The organism is Yersinia sp. FDAARGOS_228 (genome assembly GCF_002073315.2).
In the GTDB taxonomy this organism is placed as follows: Bacteria; Pseudomonadota; Gammaproteobacteria; order Enterobacterales; family Enterobacteriaceae; genus Yersinia; species Yersinia intermedia.
In genome coordinates, this window is record NZ_CP020409.2 from 620669 (window position 1) to 640187 (window position 19519).

Here is a 19519-nt window from a genome sequence, read left to right on the forward strand (position 1 = left end):
ACGCCATATAACTATCCTTGCGAATTAGGTTAGCGCCAAAAGCAGCACCCAATAATTAATACATCTCATGCGTTGGATATCGTAAAAATTACACATTAGGAGATGTATTGAGAAACAGTCCGCTGTCACGCAGCAAATGGTCATTGCCCCGGCGGCGGGTAAACCCGCTACGGTCAAAGAATTCAAGAATTTGAATCGCGAGCTTGCGGCCAACACCCAGTCTATCGCGGAAATCTGAGGCACAGGCGCTGCCCTGGCTGGCATCCAGCTCACGTACCAAATCAGCGAACTGTTCAATACGCTGGCTGCGATAGTAGCGATCAGGAACAATTGCCGTGATATAGCCCAATTGTGCGGCTTTACGCAATAATGCGCGCATCTCACTTTCCTCAATCTGCATCTGTGCTGCCAAATCGCGTACCCACCAAGGATCATCGGCAAAATAGGATACGACCTGCTGCCACTGAACTTGCTCCTCGTCAGTAAATGCCAGGCCATGAGCTGACAGATGTAGCCAGCCACGGGTATTCTTTAACACCCCTTCAGCCAGCAAATCATCAATCAAACGGAATACCAGCCCCTCATCCAGCGTTGGTAAAGCCATGCGCCGCAAGCGCGCCCGCCCTAATCCCAACTGATCACCATGCTGTTGGTGATACAGGCACAAGACATGTAATAAGGTTTGTTGCGCCTGCTGAGCATGAGGGCGCGACAGTGCAATATCACCGGCGACAACACTGTCGGTCTGCGCCAGTAAGTCCGCCATATCACGTTCAGTTAGCTGGCGCGCCCAACTGAAGTCAGACAAAGAAACCGGCCCTTGGGCCAAATGTAAATCTAGCACTTCACGGTCGGAGGCTGCCTGAGCCAGCGCGGTTAACCAAGATAAATACGCAGGTTGCCGTTTGCCGCGTTTGGGGGCCGTCAGATGAATCACCCGAGCACCGCCCAAGGTCTTCTTCGCCGCAATATCACGCAGAATAAGACGATCGTTTTCAGCCAGCGATAGCGGGTTATCCAACAGCAGTTCAGCAAGTATCGGCTGGGGGTTCTCGTCGGCGGGTTGTGGATTCGTCAGTAGCGAAAAACGCCCGGTAATATGACTGGCGGCATGATGCAAATGTAAAGATTGCCAATGTTGGATCGGCGTATCGGCATCCACAATAACAAGTACTCGATCCGTGGCCTGCAGCGGCTGTCGCGTTAATAGCCAGTCACCCCGGTTGATCTGCTGTTTGCTGATATCGCCACTGATATTCAGGGCGATACGCTGACCAGCTTGCGCCTGTGATGTATTTTGATTTTGGGCATGGATAGCACGCACCCGCACCGGGCAATCACCGCCAGTAAGCCATAAGGTATCGCCTACCGCCACCTGACCTGCCAACGCCGTGCCCGTTACCACCAAGCCAGCCCCTTTCACACTGAATGCGCGATCGATAGCTAAGCGAAAACGCCGCGATAACCGGCTGTGCTGTGCATTTTGTTGGTGATATTGCGCCAGATGTTCACGTAATTCGTTGATGCCACGCTCGGTCGCCGCTGCCGTCACAAATAAGGTGACTTGCTCTGCTTGCCAGCCCTGCGCCACCAGCTCAGCCAGAACCTGCTGGCGAACTTGCTCGATACGCTCATCATCAACCCGATCAGCTTTAGTCAGTGCCACTGTCAAAGTTGGGCGACCGCTGAGGCGTAAAATCGCCAGATGCTCGCGGGTTTGAGCCATGACACCATCATCACAGGCAACCACCAGCAAAGCATGATCAATGCCGCCCACGCCCGCCAACATATTGGCTAAAAACTTCTCATGGCCGGGGACATCGATAAAACCCATAACGCTGCCATCGGGCTGGGGCCAATAGGCATAACCCAGATCAATGGTCATACCGCGCTGTTTTTCTTCCGGCAGGCGATCGGCATTCACCCCAGTAATCGCCTGTAAGAGTGTCGTTTTGCCATGATCGACATGGCCTGCTGTTGCAATAATCATCGAGCCAATTCCCTGAGCAACGCCGCCTCATCCTCCAGGCAACGCAAATCGAGCCACAAACGCCCATCAGCCACGCGGCCAATGACCGGCTTAGCCAAACCACGCCAACGCGCCGTTAGGGCTTCCAGAGCACTTCCGCCCCCCTCTTTTGGTGCGAACGTTACCGCCCAACTGGCCAGGCGGTCTACCGGTAGCGAACCGCTACCGATCTGTGACCAGCAAGGTTCCGCCGCCAGCGTGAAATCGGTGCCATAACGAGGGGTTAGGGCAACCAATACCCGTTGTGCACTCTCGGCGATAACCTGTGTTGGGCGGGTGAGTAACCGCATGGTTGGCAACAGCTCCGTCAGCCGGTCTGGCTGCTGATAGAGGCGCAAGGTGGCATCCAGTGCCGCCAGCGTCATTTTATCAGCGCGTAGCACCCGCTTAAGTGGGTGCTGCTGTAATTGCTCAATCCACCGTTTTTTACCGAGAATAATCCCAGCTTGTGGGCCACCCAGCAATTTATCGCCCGAAAAGGTGACTAAATCGATACCTGCTGCAATCAATTGTTGTGGCATTGGTTCTGCTGGCAAACCATAACGGGTCATATCCACCAATGAACCGCTGCCCAGATCCGTGGCAGTCGGGATGGAGAATTCATTGCCTAATATTGCGAGTTGCGCTTCGGCAACCGAGGCGGTGAAACCTTCAATACTGTAATTGCTGGTATGCACTTTCATCAACAGGCCAGTGTGTTCATTTATGGCTTGGCGGTAATCTTTAAGGTGCGTGCGGTTGGTAGTGCCCACTTCGACCAATTCACACCCCGCCTGCCGCATCACATCCGGGATGCGGAAAGCACCGCCAATCTCCACCAGTTCACCGCGAGAAACTACTACCTGTTTCTCAGCCGCCATTACCGTCAGCATGAGAAACACCGCAGCGGCATTGTTATTCACAATGCAGGCATCTTCCGCGCCAGTCAGCTCGCACAGTAAGTCAGCGATAGCCCGGTCACGGTGACCACGCCCTGCGCCGCTCAAAGAGTATTCCAGCGTTACCGCACCACGCATCGCATCATTCACCGCAGCAATGGCTGATTCAGCCAATGGGGCACGACCCAGATTGGTATGCAATACGGTACCGGAAAGGTTGAAGACGGGTTTTAACGCGGATTGGCGGTTATGTAGACGCTGCTTCAATGCCATTGGCCAGTCACTGCACCAATCAGCCAGCGAATGAAATTGGCTGATATATTCACGAGCCTCAACCTGCATTTGACGCAAAGTATCAGTCAATAAAACAGGGCCGTATTCAGCCACCAAAGGGGCAACGTCTGGCTCGCGTAACAAGCGATCAATTGCGGGAAGCTGACTGTATAACAGATGGAGTTCTACGCTCATACTCACTCAGGTAATAGGGTGGAAAGAGCGCCATAATAACGGCACGGCGCTCTGTCTGAGTAATTAGTGTAGCGCGATAGGGTTCACCACGCTGTTAACTAACGTTTACTGTTGCTTGGTATCCAACAATTCAACGCCCGGCGGGTTAGTCACCACCGTAACTACCATTGGTTACCAGGGAGCCTATTCCCCTGGAAACACAAAGGGATTGATACTGCTGCGGGCGAATCCTTCACCTTCCATCTTAGCATCAAGGATAAGCGAGGCCAGATCATCAGCAACCGCCTCTACTTGCGGGTCTTTTTCCTGATACAGAATTTTCAGGTAAGTGCCGCAATCACCGCAACTTTCCGCTTTTACTGCCGCCAGTTCGCTGTCCAGTGACCAGTAGTTCAAATCACGGGTCTGCTCACAGTTACTGCATTTGATTCGGACCACATGCCACTCGCTTTCACACAAGTTGCAGTGCAGATAACGTAAACCGTTTTGCGTACCGATATGCACCACGCTAGAGACCGGAATACTGCCACAAACCGGGCAGAACTGACGATGCTCACCGTATTCAGCTCGTGCCTTACCGGGGATTTGGCTGGCCATTTGCGCCCAATATAATGATAGGGCAGCCCAGATAAATGGCGCTTTTTCACTACCGATCTGTGCAAATTCGCGGTTTAACAGTGCATCGGCATACAATTCCAGCTCATGTACCGACGCCTTATCCAGATTATCCAATACTGCCACAATGTGATCAGGAGCATCAGGGCGCAGTTCAGCAATCAGTGCTGACAGGAGCTTGCGCCAATGTTCAGTTCGAGGAAAGACACTCAGATCCAAAGGCGGTTTACCGCTGACAGCAGATTGCTCCAACACCGCTTGCATATCCAACACCAGCGGATAGTCATGCAGCGCTTTTTGCTGCGCTTGGGTAATTTTAGCCGCGAAATCCAGATAATCGGACAACGGGTTATCCAGCGCAAGTTGCTGTAAACGTTCAGTACGCCGGGTATACAGGCTTTTTAAATTCGCGAAAAGTAACGGCGGGATATTCCCCGCCGTTGTGCCTTTTTCGCTTTGTTTTCCTAGTTGATCTTTAGGGACAATGCGAATACTCATCAGGGTTTCTCTTCCTGTTTTTTCTGACGCTGACTTTTGGCGTTAACCTCACGGTACCAGCGTGGATGATGCTTTTTCGCCCACGCCGCCGGTACCCAGCCTTCTACCATCGCGGTAATGGTGCCCTTCACCCACAGGGCGGCATAGACGTGCACCATAATCACGATAATTAACCCAACCGCCGCCAGCGAATGCACCAGCAGTGCCAGGCGAATCAGCGGGATCGGGAAGGAAGGCGCAAAGTAAGGCCGCCAGATAACAACACCACTGGCCAACAACAACACCAGACTGATAATAGCAGCCCAGAATACGCACTTCTGACCGAAATTATAGCGCCCCGTATCGCCGACTTCCTCATTCATGGCGATTTTATGGATATTTTTAGCCCATTCCAGGTCTTCCTTATTGATCAGATTATGTTTCCAGTAACGGAAAAACATCATCAGGAAGGCGGCGAACATAATCACCCCGGCAAAGGGGTGAAGGATGCGCGCCAACTGCGGTGTACCAAAAATATTCATCAGCCAGTTAAATGACGGGAAGAAGAACCCCAAGCCACTGATAGCGGCCAGTATAAAGCAGAAAGCCACTATCCAGTGGTTGATGCGCTCCGGCGCGCTGTAGCGCTGGAGCCGTTTTTCTTTTTTCATTTGGGCATCTCCCCGTCGTCTGAGTGCTCAGCGGTGGTCTGCTCCGGTGGCGGCAATGACGTGTCAGCAGGCGTTGAATCCGGCTTATCGTCTTCGCCCTCATCTTCTTCAACCCGGTTCGGGCCGACACCAACATAGTGGAAGATACTGGCCGCAAAGGTTACCGCGAAGCCAACCGCCGCCAGTGGTTTCCAGATCCCCTTCCAGAAGGTGACTGTCGGGCTGATGGTCGGGTTCTCCGGCAGGCCATGATAGAGCTGCGGTTTATCCGCATGATGCAGTACATACATCACATGGGTACCCCCCACGCCTGCGGGGTCATATAACCCCGCATTATCAAAGCCACGGGTTTTCAATTCAGCAACCCGGCCAGCAGCGACTTCTTTCATCGACTCTTTGGTGCCAAAGTGAATCGCTCCGGTTGGGCAGGTTTTCACACAGGCAGGTTCCTGGCCGACACCAACACGATCGACGCACAGGGTACATTTGTACACCCGGTTGTCATCTTTGTTCATGCGCGGTACATCGAACGGGCAACCGGCGATGCAGTAACCACAACCGATACAGTGTTCTGACTGGAAATCGACGATACCATTGGCATACTGAATGATTGCCCCTTCCGACGGGCATGCTTTCAGGCAGCCGGGGTCAGCACAATGCATGCAGCCATCCTTACGGATCAGCCACTCCAGTTTGCCGCTCTCTTCGTCTTCAACTTCAGAGAAGCGCATCACCGTCCATGACTTGGCGGTCAGATCAGCGGGGTTATCGTACACCCCAACGTTATGACCGACTTCATCACGAATATCATTCCACTCCGAACACGCCACCTGACAGGCTTTACAACCAATACAGGTGGTGACGTCGATAAGCTTGGCCACCTCTTGCTGATGGTTACGATCCTGTGGCGGCGGCGTAAGGGAGTTGGTGCCGGAGCGCCGGATAATGTCTTGAGTTTGCAGTGACATAGGTTCTCTCCGTTACACCTTTTCCACGTTGACCAGAAACGCCTTAAACTCTGGCGTTTGCGTATTGGCATCACCGACAAACGGCGTCAATGTATTGGCCAGGAAGCCTTTTTTCGCCACTCCTTCGTATCCCCAGTGGATCGGAATACCAATAGTGTCCACTTCCTGCCCATGAACATTCAGCGTACGAATACGTTTGGTCACAACTGCCTTGGCCTTGATATAGCCACGGTTGGAGCTGACTTTCACGGTATCGCCATGCTTAATGCCCTTCTTCGCGGCCAGTTTTTCGCCAATTTCCACGAACTGTTCCGGCTGAGCGATGGCATTGAGCAACACATGCTTGGTCCAGTAGTGGAAATGCTCGGTCAGACGATAAGTGGTACCGACATACGGGAACTGCTCATGAGAACCCATTGCGGCCAAATCGTCTTTAAAGACACGAGCGGCCGGGTTGGAGATAACATTCGGGTGCAACGGGTTGGTGCCCAGCGGCGTTTCGAATGGCTCATAATGTTCCGGGAACGGCCCTTCTGCCATTTTGTCGATGGCAAACAGACGGCCCATGCCCTCTGGCTGCATGATAAACGGCCCGACATCGCTACCTGGTGCAGCGGCACTGTAATCTGGGATATCAACGCCACCCCATTTGGTGCCATCCCACTCCAGCAACTGACGTTTCGGATCCCAAGGTTTACCTTGTGGGTCAGCAGAGGCACGGTTGTATAGAATGCGGCGGTTAAGCGGCCATGCCCACGCCCAGCCCAGTGTATTGCCAAGACCGGATGGGTCGGCGTTATCACGGCGTGCCATCTGGTTACCGGCGGGTGTCCAGCTACCGGCAAAGATCCAGCATCCACTGGCGGTAGTACCATCATCACGCAGATGAGCAAAGGTACTGAGCTGCTCGCCTTTTTTGGCCAGCACTTTGCCGTCCGCATCAGTGATATCAGCCAGTGCTTTACCATTGCTTTCCTGTGCCACTTCTTCTGGCTCTGGATTGTCTGGCGTCAGATAATCCCAGGTCATATTAAGCACCTGTTCTGGCACTGCACCACCGTCCCGGCGGTACATATCACGCAGACGACTAAAGATACCCGCCAAAATGGCACCATCGTTCAATGCGTCGCCCGGCGAATCAGCACCTTTCCAGTGCCATTGCAGCCAGCGGCTGGAGTTAACAATTGAACCGTTTTCTTCAGCAAAACAACTGGATGGCAAGCGGAACACCTCGGTTTGAATTTTCGATGGGTCGACATCGTTAAATTCACCGTGGTTTTGCCAGAAATTCGCGGTTTCAGTATTGAGCGGGTCAATAGTTACCAGGAATTTCAGTTTCGACAGTGATGCTACTACTTTGTTTTTGTTCGGGAACGATGCCACTGGGTTAAAGCCCTGGCAAATATAGCCATTCACTTTACCCTGCGACATCATCTCGAAATACTGCAATACGTCGTAGCCTTTATCCCACTTCGGCAACCAGTCGTAGCCCCAGCCGTTCTCTTTCTGGGCTTTATCACCGTAGAAACTTTTCATCAAACTGACGAAGAATTTCGGGTAATTGCTCCAGTAGTTAACCTGGCCCGGCAACAGGGTTTTCGGCGTGTTGGCCTTCAGATAAGTGTCAATATCTGGCTGTTTTTCTGACGGCAGACTCAGGTAGCCCGGCAAGCTTTGTGACAGTAAACCCAGGTCAGTTAAACCCTGAATATTAGAGTGACCGCGCAAGGCGTTAATACCGCCCCCCGCCATGCCCATATTGCCCAGCAACAACTGGATCATCGCCATGGTACGGATGTTCTGCGCGCCAACCGAGTGCTGTGTCCAGCCCAACGCATACAGGAATGTGGCGGTTTTATTGGACACACTGGTTTCGGCGAGATATTCGCAAACCTGCAAGAAATCTTCTTTTGGCGTACCACAAATGTTGGAGACCACATCTGGCGTGTAACGGCTAACGTGTTCTTTCAGCAAGTTCCACACACAGCGTGGGTCTTGCAGCGTGACATCGCGTTTGGCAAAGCCGTTTTCATCCAACTGGTAGTTCCAGGTGGTTTTGTCGTATTTGCGGTTTTCGGCGTCATAACCACTGAACAGACCGTCATCAAAGGTAAAGTCTTCCCGCACCAGCAAGCTGGCGTTGGTATAAGCTTCGACGTATTCGCGGTTAATTTTGTTGTTGGTCATCAGGTACAACAACACGCCGGACAGGAACGCGATATCGCTACCGGAGCGGATTGGCGTATAGAAGTCCGCCACCGATGCAGTACGAGTAAAGCGTGGGTCTATCACCAGCAACTTGGCATTGTTGTGGATTTTGGCTTCCATCGCCCAGCGGAACCCCACCGGATGCGCTTCTGCCGCATTACCGCCCATGACGATAATTAAGTCTGCGTTCTTGATGTCAACCCAGTGGTTGGTCATCGCACCGCGACCAAATGTTGGAGCAAGACTTGCTACCGTTGGTCCGTGTCAGACACGTGCTTGGTTGTCTACGGCAAGCATGCCGAGAGCGCGACTAAATTTCTGGGTCAAATAACCCGTTTCGTTACTGGATGCCGAGGCACACAGCATACCGGTACTCAGCCAACGGTTGACGGTAACACCAGCGCCGTTGGTCTTAATGAAGTTAGCGTCCCGGTCTTCTTTCATCAGCTTGGCAATGCGGTCAAAGGCATCATTCCAAGTGATTTGCTGCCATTTATCTGAACCCGGAGCACGGTATTCAGGATATTTCAGGCGGCTTTCGCTATGGATAAAGTCCACTAGCCCTGCACCTTTCGGGCACAGCGCGCCACGGTTTACCGGATGGTCCGGGTCCCCTTCGATATGGAAAATACTCTCTTTGGCGTTTTTTGCGCCGTCACCGAGGCTATACATCAAAAGCCCGCAACCAACGGAGCAATATGTGCAGGTATTCCGCGTCTCACGGGCGCGCAGCAATTTGTAATTGCGCGTTTCCGCCAGCGCCACTGACGGCGTAAAGCCGAGTGCCGCAACCGTGGTTCCTGCCATACCGCCAGCGCAGATCTTAAAGAACTGCCTTCTGCTGACCTGCATGGGTCTCTCCTTCGTTCATTGTCACATTATTTCAGTTCACACTTCCCTCAACGAAACCGGAAGCGCTAAAATCGCTTACGCGATATCACCTTTATCGGTGTGGGATACATTCTTCTGGAAATAGAATTATACCCATACCATTCTTAATGTGAATGTTACCACATTGTGATTATGGGTTATAACTTTCAGGGCCGCATAGTGAGCCAGATCAAACCTTCAACAATTGACCTCTCCACCGGAATCTGCGGTGCAAAACAACTTAACGTGCTACAGCGCCATCAAATGGCCGAGCCGCAATTGGATTGGCTAGCGGAGGAAGTACCGGTAGCGCTGGTCTACAACGGCATTTCCCATGTGGTGATGATGGCAACCCCGAAAGATCTGGCAGCATTTGCGCTGGGTTTTTCGTTGTCAGAAGGCATTATTAGCACCCCGCAAGATATCTACGCCATTGATGTAACACCGAGCTGTAATGGCATAGAAGTTAACATTGAGTTATCCAGCCGCCGTTTTGCCGGGTTGAAAGAGCGGCGTCGGGCGATGGCTGGCCGTACCGGATGTGGCGTCTGTGGTATTGAACAACTTGATGATATTTTTCGCCCCATCGCCCCTCTGCCTTTCACTCAGACCTTTAATTTGAATCAACTCGATAATGCACTGGCACAGCTCAAACAGGTACAAACTGTGGGTCAGTTGACGGGTTGCACTCATGCTGCGGCCTGGATTAATCCGAAAGGTGAGCTGTTGGGGGGATGTGAAGATGTGGGCCGTCATGTCGCACTGGATAAGCTGCTGGGGATACGGGCCAAACAACCGTGGCAGCAAGGCGCGGTGCTGGTTTCCAGCCGTGCCAGCTATGAGATGGTGCAGAAAACTGCGATGTGTGGTGCAGAGATTTTATTTGCTGTTTCTGCGGCCACTACCTTAGCGGTTGACGTTGCAGAACGCTGTAATCTGACGCTGGTTGGCTTCAGTAAACCCGGCAGAGCAACGGTTTACACCCATCCACAACGGATTAGCGAATAGAAAGACCACATAATTAGTACGGCATTGATAATCATTTTCAATATCATTTAATTAACTATAATGATCCGAATGCTTACGCGGCGCTTACTTTTTTGCGCCGCCCTACACTACGGAGACGATGAATATGAGTTACTCACTGCCATCCCTGCCTTATGCTTATGACGCCCTGGAACCCCATTTCGATAAGCAGACGATGGAAATCCATCACACCAAACACCACCAGACCTATGTTAACAATGCAAACACGGTGTTGGAGAGCTTCCCTGAGCTGGCTAAACTGAGCGTTGAAGAGCTGATCAAAGATCTGGACAAAGTCCCTGCTGAAAAACGCACCTTTATGCGTAACAACGCCGGCGGCCACGCTAACCACAGCCTGTTCTGGAAAGGGTTGAAGCTGGACACTACCCTGACGGGTGACCTGAAAGCCGCTATCGAGCGCGATTTCGGCAGCGTAGATAGCTTCAAAGAGAAATTTGAAGCAGCTGCGGCGACCCGTTTCGGTTCTGGCTGGGCCTGGCTGGTTCTGAAAGACGGCAAACTGGCGGTTGTTTCTACTGCTAACCAAGATAGCCCACTGATGGGTGAAGCGGTTTCTGGCGCATCAGGCTTCCCAATTATTGGCCTGGATGTGTGGGAACACGCTTACTATCTGAAATTCCAAAACCGCCGCCCAGACTACATCAAAGCATTCTGGAACGTGGTTAACTGGGACGAAGCAGCAGCACGTTTCGCTCAAGCCAAATAAGCCGCATAAACCGTATGTTGCATATCCAAAGAACGTGGAGTTGCAGCTAACAACCTTGTAGCTTCAAGTACGAAAGACACATGCCAGCAAGGCCATCTTGCTGGCATTTTTATTGCTAAAGTTTAGCCAATTTCTGCCGATAGAATGTGCAAGATGGTCACTGGTATTCATGGATATAAAACTCATGAACTATACCCTAAATAATTCGAGTTGCAGGAAGGCTGCCAACGCACATGCAACTTGAAGTATAACGGGTATATCGTTTGGGAAAAGCATTCTTGCCAAGGCTGCCCCGCGTACCACCAGTTCCCCAAAATCTTCTAATAACTAGACCTCCCCAAACTCACCTACGCTGATTGATTTGCATCAGAGACACCGCATAACGGAGAAGAACATGGCAATATTTAGCAACGTTTTTGGTAGATTTGAAAATGTGAGAGTCGGTAAAAAGCTGGGATTAAGCTTTTTCCTGATGTTGTTGTTGGTCGGGATCATCGCTGGTACCGCAGCTTATCATTTCTCCGTCATTGAAAAACATGCTTATAAAGTCGATTTGAGCTACAAAATCAACGATGAAGCCAATCAGGCGAAATATAACCGTGCGTTATATGAACGTACCTATGACCTGAAATACATTAAAGAAAACTCCCAACATATCAATAATATAAAAAATCTATTAACCCAAAGCGAAAGCCTTAGCTGGTCGGAAAACAACCGTAAAACCATTAGCAGTATTTCCGATGTGGTAGAAGAGTATCAGCAACAGCGGAGTAACTTTGTCAATGCCGTGGCCCATAAAGATGATGTGCGTAAAAGTTGGAATATTTCTGAAACCCAGAAAAACCTCAACGAGCTGCAACAAAGCCTGCTCAATGAAGGGGCGGATACCAATACTCAAATCCTGCTGGCAGAGATGAACCAGAAGTTGATGACCGTGCGCTACAACGCACGCGGCTTATTGCTGGATCGCAACCAAGATGCAGAGTCCTCGCTGATTACCTCAATCAATATCGCCAATAGTGCCGCCAACGCGTTTATGCCGGTGTTATCGGCCGAACAGCAAAAACTACTGGCTCCGGTGATTTCCAGCCTGAGTACCTATAAAGATAACGTGTTGGCCTATTTACCGGCTTATCAGCAAGAGCTGGAAGTGGGTAAAGTGATGGAGTCTAATGCCAACGAATTGAGTAAGCTGGCCACTCATCTGTTCACCCAAGAGCTGCAAGGGACCCACGCAGAAATCAATAATGCACAATTGCAGTTAACCATTGCGGCCATTGCCGCACTGCTGTTTGGCCTGTTGATTTCATGGCGTATGACCCGCCAGATCACGGTGCCACTACGCACCACACTGGCGATGGCAGAACGCATCGCTACCGGTGATTTAACTGCGACGACGACATCACACCGTACCGATGAGTTGGGCCTGTTGATGAATGCCGTTGCCCGGATGAATGAAAATCTGCGCGCCATGATTGATGAGATCCGCATTGGTGTCAGTCAGGTGTCCCATGCCTCCGGCGAAATTGCTGCCGGTAATACCGATTTATCCTCCCGTACCGAACAGCAAGCCGCTGCCGTAGAAGAGACCGCTGCCAGCATGGAGCAATTGAATGCCACAGTTAAACAGAATGCCGATAATGCGCATCACGCCAATCAGTTGGCGACAGAGGCTTCAGATACCGCACAGCAAGGCGGCAAGCTGGTTAGCGATGTAGTGCGCACCATGAACGATATCTCCGGTAGCTCGAAGCGTATCTCTGAGATCACCTCAGTCATTAACAGCATTGCTTTCCAGACCAATATTTTGGCCCTGAATGCGGCGGTTGAAGCCGCCCGCGCCGGTGAGCAAGGCCGTGGTTTTGCCGTAGTCGCCAGCGAAGTTCGCAATCTGGCACAACGCAGTGCACAAGCGGCGAAAGAAATTGAAGGCCTGATTGGTGAGTCAGTGACTCAGGTAAATGCCGGAACCACGTTGGTGCAAAATGCCGGGCAAACGATGGAAAATATTGTCCGCTCAGTAACGCATGTGCGCGATATTATGGCGGAAATTGCCTCAGCATCCGATGAGCAGAGCCGTGGTATCACGCAGGTTAGCCAAGCTATCTCTGAAATGGATAGCACCACTCAGCAGAATGCGGCCCTGGTGGAAGAGTCTGCCGCCGCCGCCGACTCACTGGCTGAACAAGCCATTTTACTGGCACAGGCCGTCGCCGTATTCCGCCTATCCGATGCCGAGGTAGAATCGGCACAGAAAAACACGAGCGCATCCGTGGTACATAAAAGTACGCCAACATCTCGCACTGGCACAGAAAACGGTCGAACCGCTCAGCAAGATAATTGGGAAACCTTCTGATTAGCCGCTAAACCTCAGTACCCGGCAGGGATAGCCATTGCGGTTATTCCTGCTTATCTCATTGTTAATTTCTTTAGCCTTGGAACCCTGCGGTCAGGCAGGGTATTCTGATTCTCCCTTCGAAACGCAGACAAGGAGAGCAGATGAAGTATCCACAGATTTATATTGGTAAAATTGAGCCTTATAACGGCAGCTCCCCGAGCGCGATTGGAAAACGCCAGGTTCAGGGTGGCATCATGCTTACAGCTCTGGGATTGGAAGGGGATGAACAAGCCGAAACCCGCTTTCACGGCGGGCCAGACCGCGCCTTATGCCATTATCCACGAGAACACTATTCCCACTGGATAGAGCGATTCCCTGCACAGGAAGATATTTTCGTAGCACCAGCCTATGGTGAAAACATCTCAACTCTGGGTATGACGGAACAAAATGTCTATATGGGGGATATCTACCGCTGGGGAGGGGCTATCATTCAGGTGACCCAACCGCGTTCACCTTGTTACAAACTCAACTTCCATTTCGCTATCGAGGAAATGTCGGCACTGATGCAACAAACCGGCTATTGCGGCTGGCTGTATCGCGTAATTTCCACCGGTATTGTCAGTGAAGGCCATGCATTAGAGCTGTTGGCGCGCACCAGTGATATCTCAGTGGCAGAGGCTATTACCATCGCCTGGCATATGCCGTTCGATGAAGAACAGTATCGCCGCTTGTTGTCCGTATCGGGGTTGTCAGCCAGTTGGAGTAAAACCATGCTAACGCGCCTGTCGCAAGGAAAGATCGAGGATTTCAATCGGCGGTTATTAGGGAATACCTAACGATAGAGGTTATTGAATAGCAAAATATGCCGATCTTTATTGATAAACTTGACTGTATCTCACTTGAGATACAAACTCAGTTTATTGATGAGGAGGCAAAAATGGCTACACACACCACAATGTTGCATGTCCGTATTGATGATGACGTCAAAAAACAGGCAACAGCAGCACTCAATGCAATGGGCCTTTCGGTTTCCGACGCCGTGCGTTTATTTTTAAATCGCGTCGTCGCTGATCAGGCATTTCCATTCGAATTGAAAGTACCTAACCCCCAGACTCGTGCGGCGATGCAGGAAGCAGAAGAGATAGTTCAAGCCCATAGCGCACGTTTTACTACTTCGGATGAGTTATTTATTGAACTTGAAAAAGACAACAGTAAGTAAACGAACGACAATGCCAAGGACGGCAGATTATACCAAAGACTTCCTTAAAGACTGGGAAAGGCTGTCCCGCAGTGGTCGTTATGATATGTATCGACTCAAACATGCCATGTTACTGCTTATTGCAAATGATACGCCGTTAGGTGCCGAATGGTTAGACCATCCACTTAAAGGAGACTGGGAAAATTTCCGAGAATGCCATATCGGAGGAGATTTTTTACTGATCTATAAATTAAGTAGCAGCAGTAAAATAAGCCAGATTATCTTTGTTCGCGCAGGCACCCACTCAGAACTGTTTGATTGATAATATTTACAAAAACAAACCGGGTAGCGGCCATGCCACCCACCCGGATTTAGCGCTGCGATTAATCAGAATGCTTTTTTCGCGTAGCCGGTCACTTCTTTCAGGCCCATTTCACGGCCTAATGCCGTCATTGGGTGTACCACCACAATGCCGCGTACCGCTTTCTTTAACGTGCCCATATCCGCCTGCTCTTTTTTAGTAATAGCACGGCTGAACGGCAGTTGAGCTAGCTTTTGTGCTTCAGCACTCAGGTTTTTGACCCGCACTTCTTTCAGGCGCTGAATTTCAGCCGCCAGTTTCTCTTTTTCTTTCATATGCTGCGCGATCAAATCCATATTGCCCTGTTGGATCACGATAGGGTCTTTGTGGTTCAGCGCATCCAGCATGTCGCTTAGACGTTTGATTTCTGCATGTTCTTTCATAGTATTGGCCCGTACATGCCACTGATGGGCACGATATTTCGCTAAAGTTGGGGATAGGATAGCACTGATTGTGCATCAAGATAGAGAGTGTATCAGGATGCGGGCTTTTCAGCAGCAGCCTCCTGTATTGGTTGCCACTGCATTCCCGCCGGCAGGCTGCTAATTTCACAAGCTACCGCCCCGAGCCTGACCAAAGCCTGGGTATAGTGGTGGTTGAACGGATAACAACACGAGAGGCGAAAAGCATTACGATAGCGGCCACTCGGCGAGTAAAGCGTGCCGGGGGTCAGGCATATCTGTTCTTGCAGCAATTGATGAAATAGCGCCACGGTATCGACACTGGCAGGGAACTCCACCCAGAAAACAAAACCGCCTGCTGGTTGGGTCACTTTGGTCCCACGCGGGAAGTACTGTGCAATGAGTTGCTGCGCCTGCTGTACCTGTTGCGCATAACGGCGGCGTAGCCCGCGCAGGTGGTGGTCGTAACCGCCAGACTCCAGAAACAGTGCCAGTGTTTTTGATAATAATGCCGGTTCCGCCATCGACGACACTGCTTTTAACTTATGTAATGCCTCCGCGAAGCGGCCACCATCAATCCAGCCGATGCGGAAGTCCGGGGCCAGTGTTTTGGTGAAACTGGAACAGAACAGCACCCAGCCATCGCGATCAAAGGCTTTTACCGCTGGGGACAACGTTGTACCAAATTGTATTTCTGCATATAAACCATCTTCTATCAGCGGCACCTGATGATCGTTCATCAACTGCGCCAGGCGTTTTTTCGCCGCCAGCGGCATCGTAAAGCCTAACGGATTCTGCACCGTTGGCATGGCGATCAATGCATTCAACCGCCCCTCCTGAAGCAGTAATTCCAACACATCCAGCGATAAACCTTGCTGTGGATCGGTTGGAATCTCCACTGTTTTCAGGCCAAGGCTGGCAAGCAAAGGCATCAGATAGAAATAGGTTGGCGATTCCAGCCCGACACAATCACCCGGTTTGGTGGTGACCCGCAACGCTAACTGCAACGCTTCCATACAACCATGCGTAATAGTGATATCAGCCGGATTAGCCAGCATACCTAGGGTCATGGCGCGACGGGCGATTTGCTGACGTAGGCGCTGGCACCCCGGTGGCAACGCGTATTGACTGATTAACTGTGGCTCGCGACGCAACAGCGATGCCATGATGCGGCCCAACTTGGCACTGGGGTAAAAATCCGCCGTTTGCGGGCAGGCGAGCGAGATATTAGTAAAGCGGGGGTTTTGTTGTGCGGCAAATACCGTATCAATTAAATCCAGCACCTCATTCACCGGTTTGCCGACTGTCGCTGTCGGCACCACCGCCGTTGACGCACTACAGACATAAAACCCTGACTGCGGACGCGCCTCAATCAAACCACGATCCTCCAGCGTACGATAAGCTGCCACCACCGTATTAATACTCACCTGATGGTTTTTGGCATAACCGCGCACTGATGGCAGGCGGCTACCCGCCAGCAAACTGCCTTTTTTAATGGCCTGCGCCAAATTCTCAGCCACTTGCAAGTAACGAATTTCATTCATAACAACAGGCATGGTGACAGTTCTCCGCAGGTTCAATAGGTACAGTTCAAACTTATGCAAACTGTACCCACAACAATAGATAACTTCTGCTTCTAACGCCACAGCGGTTTGCTGTTTAAGCTGAATACCTTGATAACATAAATAATACCCACAGTAATTGGAGTTGCCGCCAGGCCGATGAGATGACTAAGCCCGTGCAACTTCGAGTACGAAGGGGAGGACATCCCATGCTAGACAGTGCTTTCATCAGTTACGTTACCGTTATGTCGATCACGCCAGGTCCAAATAACCTGTTATTAGCCGCATCTGGTGTTAATTTTGGCTTACGTCGCACCTTGCCGATGATGCTGGGGATTACCTTTGGCTGCGCATTGCAATGTGCATTAATGACCACATTGCTGGCATTAATTCTCAGTTGGCTGGGGGTTATTCGCCTACCACTGGTGACGTTGGGATGTGCTTACTTATTCTGGTTATCGTGGAAAATTTTTAATTCCGGTAGCCCGAAGTCAAGGGATGGACAACAACCAATGGGATTTATCCAGGGGGCATTATTTCAGGCCATTAATCCAAAGGCCTGGCTGATGGCTATGAATGTCGCCATCTTATTTACACCACGTGAAGGCGCTACGCTGAGCCACACCCTACTGATTGTTAGTGGTTTTGCTTTGTTGAATCTGCCTTGTGTGGCCGTGTGGGCGGTGATGGGGGATCAGCTACGCCATGCATTGCGAGTTAACTGGAAACTACGATTATTCAATGGAGTGATGGGGGGCTTGATGGCAATAACAGCATTGTGGCTGTTAGTTGACGAATGGCTCAGTGTGTTGCAGTAATTCAGGCATGGCCGAGTGGTGAAAGTTTAGAAACCTGTTTTAAGCTAATGCGGGAAAGCAATTCGGTAATCGAGAGCACCATAGTGGAACGCACCATTTGCTGATAACGCTGGCGTTGCATGGCAATCAGCGACGCGTCTGCTTCATCTGGGCGCAGGAAAGTTGGCACTGGCGGCAATTCAGCCACACAATGTAATTCACCAAATGGCCCGAGGATTTCGTCGTCAGTAAAGCGATACTCGGTGCCATCATGGTTCAGCTCTTCACGTAGTGCCATCAATAGCTCAGCATCTTCATATTCATGACGGGTGATCACACCCAAGGCATAAACCAACTTTAGCCGGACAGATAGCTCACCAAGCGGCCCATCGCCAACCAGCAATGGCTCCACGGCATATTTCACCGCATAGTCATCTTTACGAAAAACCTGCACCACGAGAATATTCAGCGCTTCTGCCAATAATTCGACAGCAGCCATCAAAAAACTCCGAACGGTCTTGCCTGCGTTCAGATGCTCAAGTACCCGATTCTCAAATGCCTGTGTTTTTTCAATCATCGCTTGTCACTGAGGTGGTTTCAGAATATCGGGCTATGAAAAGATAAATACCGCGCAATCTGACACGGTATTTATCCCCGTCATACTTCAAGCCGCATGTGCGTTGACAGCCTTCCCGCAACTCGAATTATTTAGGGTATATCACCTAACGCAAACTCGTTTTGTTCATAACGAAACAAAATTAGTGCGCCAGCTTGTCCTGCATGGCGTTATACACATTCACCGCCTGTTCGACAACCTCGCCATCAGCGGGTAAGCCTGAAATTTGCGCTAAAGCAGCTTTCGGCCCCAATTTCGCCAGTAATTCAACCAACTCCTGAGCTTGTGGATCTTGCTCACTGCGATAACTCATGGCCGCCGCAATACCGGTTACCAGATTGGTGTGTGGCAGTTGGTACTCAAGTGTACCCAATAGCGGTTTGATCAATCGATCACCGGCACTCAGTTTACGTAATGGCTGACGGCCAACACGCTCAACATCGTCATGCAGGTAAGGGTTCTCAAAACGGGAGATGATTTTATTGATATAAGCGGCATGTTTTTGTGGATCAAAAGCATAGCGTTTAATCAGTACCGCACCGCTCTCTTCCATTGCGCCTTTCACTGTCTGGCGTACTGCTGGGTCCAGAATGGCATCACGGATGGTTTGATGGCCTGCCAGTTGCCCCAGATAGGCCGTTATCGCATGACCGGTGTTCAGGGTGAAGAGTTTACGCTCCACAAACGCCATCAGATTGTCGGTCAACTCCATACCTGCGATTTCCGGTGGCTGCCCTTTGAACTGGGTGCCATCAACAATCCACTCGCTGAAGGTTTCTACCGTCACTGCCAGAATATCTGTACTGCCTGCTTCTGATGGCGGCACTATACGGTCTACCGCAGAATCAACGAAACCGACATGCTGCTCAACCCACGCTTGTTCACTTTCCGGTAACGCAGCGAAGACATGTTGTTTTAACTGGCTGGTTCCGCGCACCATATTCTCACAGGCAATAATATTCAGCGGGCGAGTATTACCTTGTTGATGACGAGCGGCTAAGCCTTGTGCCACAGTGCCGGCAATACGTGCCAGAATCTGCGGGCCAACCGCGGTGGTGACAATATCGGCGTCAGCAATCAGCGCCACCACGTCTGGGCTACTACTGTTTACCGCACTTACGTTTTTGACTTCTTCAACCCGCGCCTGCTCACCGACCACATTGACTTGATAACTTTTACGTTTATTCAGTTCGTCCAGCAGCGGCTGGTTAACATCTGCGAAGGTCAGTTGCGCACCGGCATCAGCAAGAAGTTTACCAATGAAGCCCCGGCCAATGTTACCTGCGCCAAAATGTAATGCTTTCATGTT

The 19519-nt window shown here is 51.0% G+C and carries 17 protein-coding genes; 7 read left to right on the plus strand and 10 right to left on the minus strand.

What is annotated here, in order from left to right; genetic code table 11:
- Positions 1 to 88: 88 nt before the first annotated feature.
- The 6 genes from selB to fdnG form a co-directional block, all read right to left on the minus strand.
- Positions 89 to 1990: a selenocysteine-specific translation elongation factor gene (gene selB / locus A6J67_RS02820; RefSeq protein WP_050297649.1), complete on the minus strand. Its 1902-nt coding sequence runs from the start codon at positions 1988 to 1990 to the stop codon at positions 89 to 91.
- Complete coding sequence (gene selA, locus A6J67_RS02825) at positions 1987 to 3375, minus strand: L-seryl-tRNA(Sec) selenium transferase (RefSeq protein ID WP_005186861.1); 1389 nt, start codon at positions 3373 to 3375, stop codon at positions 1987 to 1989. The genes selB and selA overlap by 4 nt, the downstream gene beginning before the upstream one ends.
- Before the next feature lie 183 nt (positions 3376 to 3558).
- Positions 3559 to 4488 (minus strand): formate dehydrogenase accessory protein FdhE, encoded by a 930-nt coding sequence (gene fdhE / locus A6J67_RS02830; RefSeq protein WP_005186858.1) that lies wholly within the window; start codon positions 4486 to 4488, stop codon positions 3559 to 3561.
- Positions 4488 to 5138, minus strand: a complete 651-nt coding sequence (gene fdoI, locus A6J67_RS02835) for a formate dehydrogenase cytochrome b556 subunit (protein WP_050297648.1) — start codon at positions 5136 to 5138, stop codon at positions 4488 to 4490. Before fdoI ends, fdhE begins: the two co-directional genes overlap by 1 nt.
- Positions 5135 to 6106 carry a formate dehydrogenase subunit beta gene (fdxH, locus tag A6J67_RS02840; RefSeq protein WP_005186857.1) on the minus strand — a complete coding sequence of 324 codons (972 nt, stop codon included), beginning with the start codon at positions 6104 to 6106 and terminating at the stop codon, positions 5135 to 5137. The genes fdoI and fdxH overlap by 4 nt, the downstream gene beginning before the upstream one ends.
- A 12-nt stretch (positions 6107 to 6118) precedes the next feature.
- Positions 6119 to 9166, minus strand: a complete 3048-nt coding sequence (gene fdnG / locus A6J67_RS02845) for a formate dehydrogenase-N subunit alpha (protein ID WP_105165811.1) — start codon at positions 9164 to 9166, stop codon at positions 6119 to 6121.
- A 171-nt stretch (positions 9167 to 9337) separates the two neighbouring features.
- Between fdnG and fdhD the strand changes: the two genes are divergently transcribed.
- The 6 genes from fdhD (at position 9338) to A6J67_RS02875 (ending at position 14795) form a co-directional block, all read left to right on the plus strand.
- Positions 9338 to 10192 (plus strand): formate dehydrogenase accessory sulfurtransferase FdhD, encoded by an 855-nt coding sequence (fdhD, locus tag A6J67_RS02850; RefSeq protein ID WP_005186854.1) that lies wholly within the window; start codon positions 9338 to 9340, stop codon positions 10190 to 10192.
- Positions 10193 to 10316: 124 nt separating this feature from the next.
- Positions 10317 to 10937, plus strand: a complete 621-nt coding sequence (gene sodA, locus A6J67_RS02855; RefSeq protein ID WP_032906754.1) for a superoxide dismutase [Mn] — start codon at positions 10317 to 10319, stop codon at positions 10935 to 10937.
- Between the two features lie 394 nt (positions 10938 to 11331).
- Positions 11332 to 13293, plus strand: coding sequence for a methyl-accepting chemotaxis protein (locus A6J67_RS02860; RefSeq protein WP_050297646.1), 1962 nt, complete (start codon positions 11332 to 11334; stop codon positions 13291 to 13293).
- Between the two features lie 143 nt (positions 13294 to 13436).
- Positions 13437 to 14111 (plus strand): 6-hydroxyaminopurine reductase, encoded by a 675-nt coding sequence (gene yiiM / locus A6J67_RS02865; RefSeq protein WP_005186847.1) that lies wholly within the window; start codon positions 13437 to 13439, stop codon positions 14109 to 14111.
- Positions 14112 to 14212: 101 nt separating this feature from the next.
- Positions 14213 to 14494, plus strand: a complete 282-nt coding sequence (locus A6J67_RS02870) for a type II toxin-antitoxin system RelB/DinJ family antitoxin (RefSeq protein WP_032906763.1) — start codon at positions 14213 to 14215, stop codon at positions 14492 to 14494.
- Positions 14472 to 14795, plus strand: coding sequence for a type II toxin-antitoxin system YafQ family toxin (locus tag A6J67_RS02875; protein WP_226967878.1), 324 nt, complete (start codon positions 14472 to 14474; stop codon positions 14793 to 14795). The genes A6J67_RS02870 and A6J67_RS02875 overlap by 23 nt, the downstream gene beginning before the upstream one ends.
- Positions 14796 to 14860: 65 nt before the next feature.
- Here A6J67_RS02875 and A6J67_RS02880 read toward each other — a convergent pair whose 3' ends face one another.
- Entirely contained in the window at positions 14861 to 15217 is a 357-nt protein-coding gene (locus tag A6J67_RS02880) for a YibL family ribosome-associated protein (protein ID WP_005186841.1), read from the minus strand.
- Between the two features lie 92 nt (positions 15218 to 15309).
- Positions 15310 to 16791 carry a PLP-dependent aminotransferase family protein gene (locus A6J67_RS02885; RefSeq protein WP_032906752.1) on the minus strand — a complete coding sequence of 494 codons (1482 nt, stop codon included), beginning with the start codon at positions 16789 to 16791 and terminating at the stop codon, positions 15310 to 15312.
- 215 nt (positions 16792 to 17006) lie between these two features.
- Here A6J67_RS02885 and A6J67_RS02890 point away from each other — a divergent pair, with 215 nt between their 5' ends.
- The gene (locus A6J67_RS02890) at positions 17007 to 17615 is read left to right on the plus strand and encodes a LysE family translocator (protein ID WP_032906751.1); all 609 of its coding nucleotides are present in this window, start codon (positions 17007 to 17009) and stop codon (positions 17613 to 17615) included.
- Between the two features lies 1 nt (position 17616).
- Here the strand turns inward: A6J67_RS02890 and A6J67_RS02895 are convergent, their stop codons facing one another.
- Entirely contained in the window at positions 17617 to 18171 is a 555-nt protein-coding gene (locus A6J67_RS02895) for an MltR family transcriptional regulator (protein WP_005186837.1), read from the minus strand.
- Between the two features lie 181 nt (positions 18172 to 18352).
- Positions 18353 to 19516 carry a mannitol-1-phosphate 5-dehydrogenase gene (locus tag A6J67_RS02900; protein ID WP_005186836.1) on the minus strand — a complete coding sequence of 388 codons (1164 nt, stop codon included), beginning with the start codon at positions 19514 to 19516 and terminating at the stop codon, positions 18353 to 18355.
- Between the last annotated feature and the right edge of the window lie 3 nt (positions 19517 to 19519).

Coding starts and splice junctions, on each gene's coding strand:
- A6J67_RS02895 (WP_005186837.1), bottom strand. CDS start 18,171: ATGATTGAAAAAACACAGGCATTTGAGAATCGGGTACTTGAGCATCTG.
- A6J67_RS02880 (WP_005186841.1), bottom strand. CDS start 15,217: ATGAAAGAACATGCAGAAATCAAACGTCTAAGCGACATGCTGGATGCG.
- selA (WP_005186861.1), bottom strand. CDS start 3,375: ATGAGCGTAGAACTCCATCTGTTATACAGTCAGCTTCCCGCAATTGAT.
- A6J67_RS02860 (WP_050297646.1), top strand. CDS start 11,332: ATGGCAATATTTAGCAACGTTTTTGGTAGATTTGAAAATGTGAGAGTC.
- A6J67_RS02890 (WP_032906751.1), top strand. CDS start 17,007: ATGCTAGACAGTGCTTTCATCAGTTACGTTACCGTTATGTCGATCACG.
- A6J67_RS02900 (WP_005186836.1), bottom strand. CDS start 19,516: ATGAAAGCATTACATTTTGGCGCAGGTAACATTGGCCGGGGCTTCATT.
- A6J67_RS02885 (WP_032906752.1), bottom strand. CDS start 16,791: ATGCCTGTTGTTATGAATGAAATTCGTTACTTGCAAGTGGCTGAGAAT.
- fdoI (WP_050297648.1), bottom strand. CDS start 5,138: ATGAAAAAAGAAAAACGGCTCCAGCGCTACAGCGCGCCGGAGCGCATC.
- sodA (WP_032906754.1), top strand. CDS start 10,317: ATGAGTTACTCACTGCCATCCCTGCCTTATGCTTATGACGCCCTGGAA.
- selB (WP_050297649.1), bottom strand. CDS start 1,990: ATGATTATTGCAACAGCAGGCCATGTCGATCATGGCAAAACGACACTC.
- A6J67_RS02870 (WP_032906763.1), top strand. CDS start 14,213: ATGGCTACACACACCACAATGTTGCATGTCCGTATTGATGATGACGTC.
- yiiM (WP_005186847.1), top strand. CDS start 13,437: ATGAAGTATCCACAGATTTATATTGGTAAAATTGAGCCTTATAACGGC.
- fdxH (WP_005186857.1), bottom strand. CDS start 6,106: ATGTCACTGCAAACTCAAGACATTATCCGGCGCTCCGGCACCAACTCC.
- fdhE (WP_005186858.1), bottom strand. CDS start 4,488: ATGAGTATTCGCATTGTCCCTAAAGATCAACTAGGAAAACAAAGCGAA.
- fdhD (WP_005186854.1), top strand. CDS start 9,338: ATGGGTTATAACTTTCAGGGCCGCATAGTGAGCCAGATCAAACCTTCA.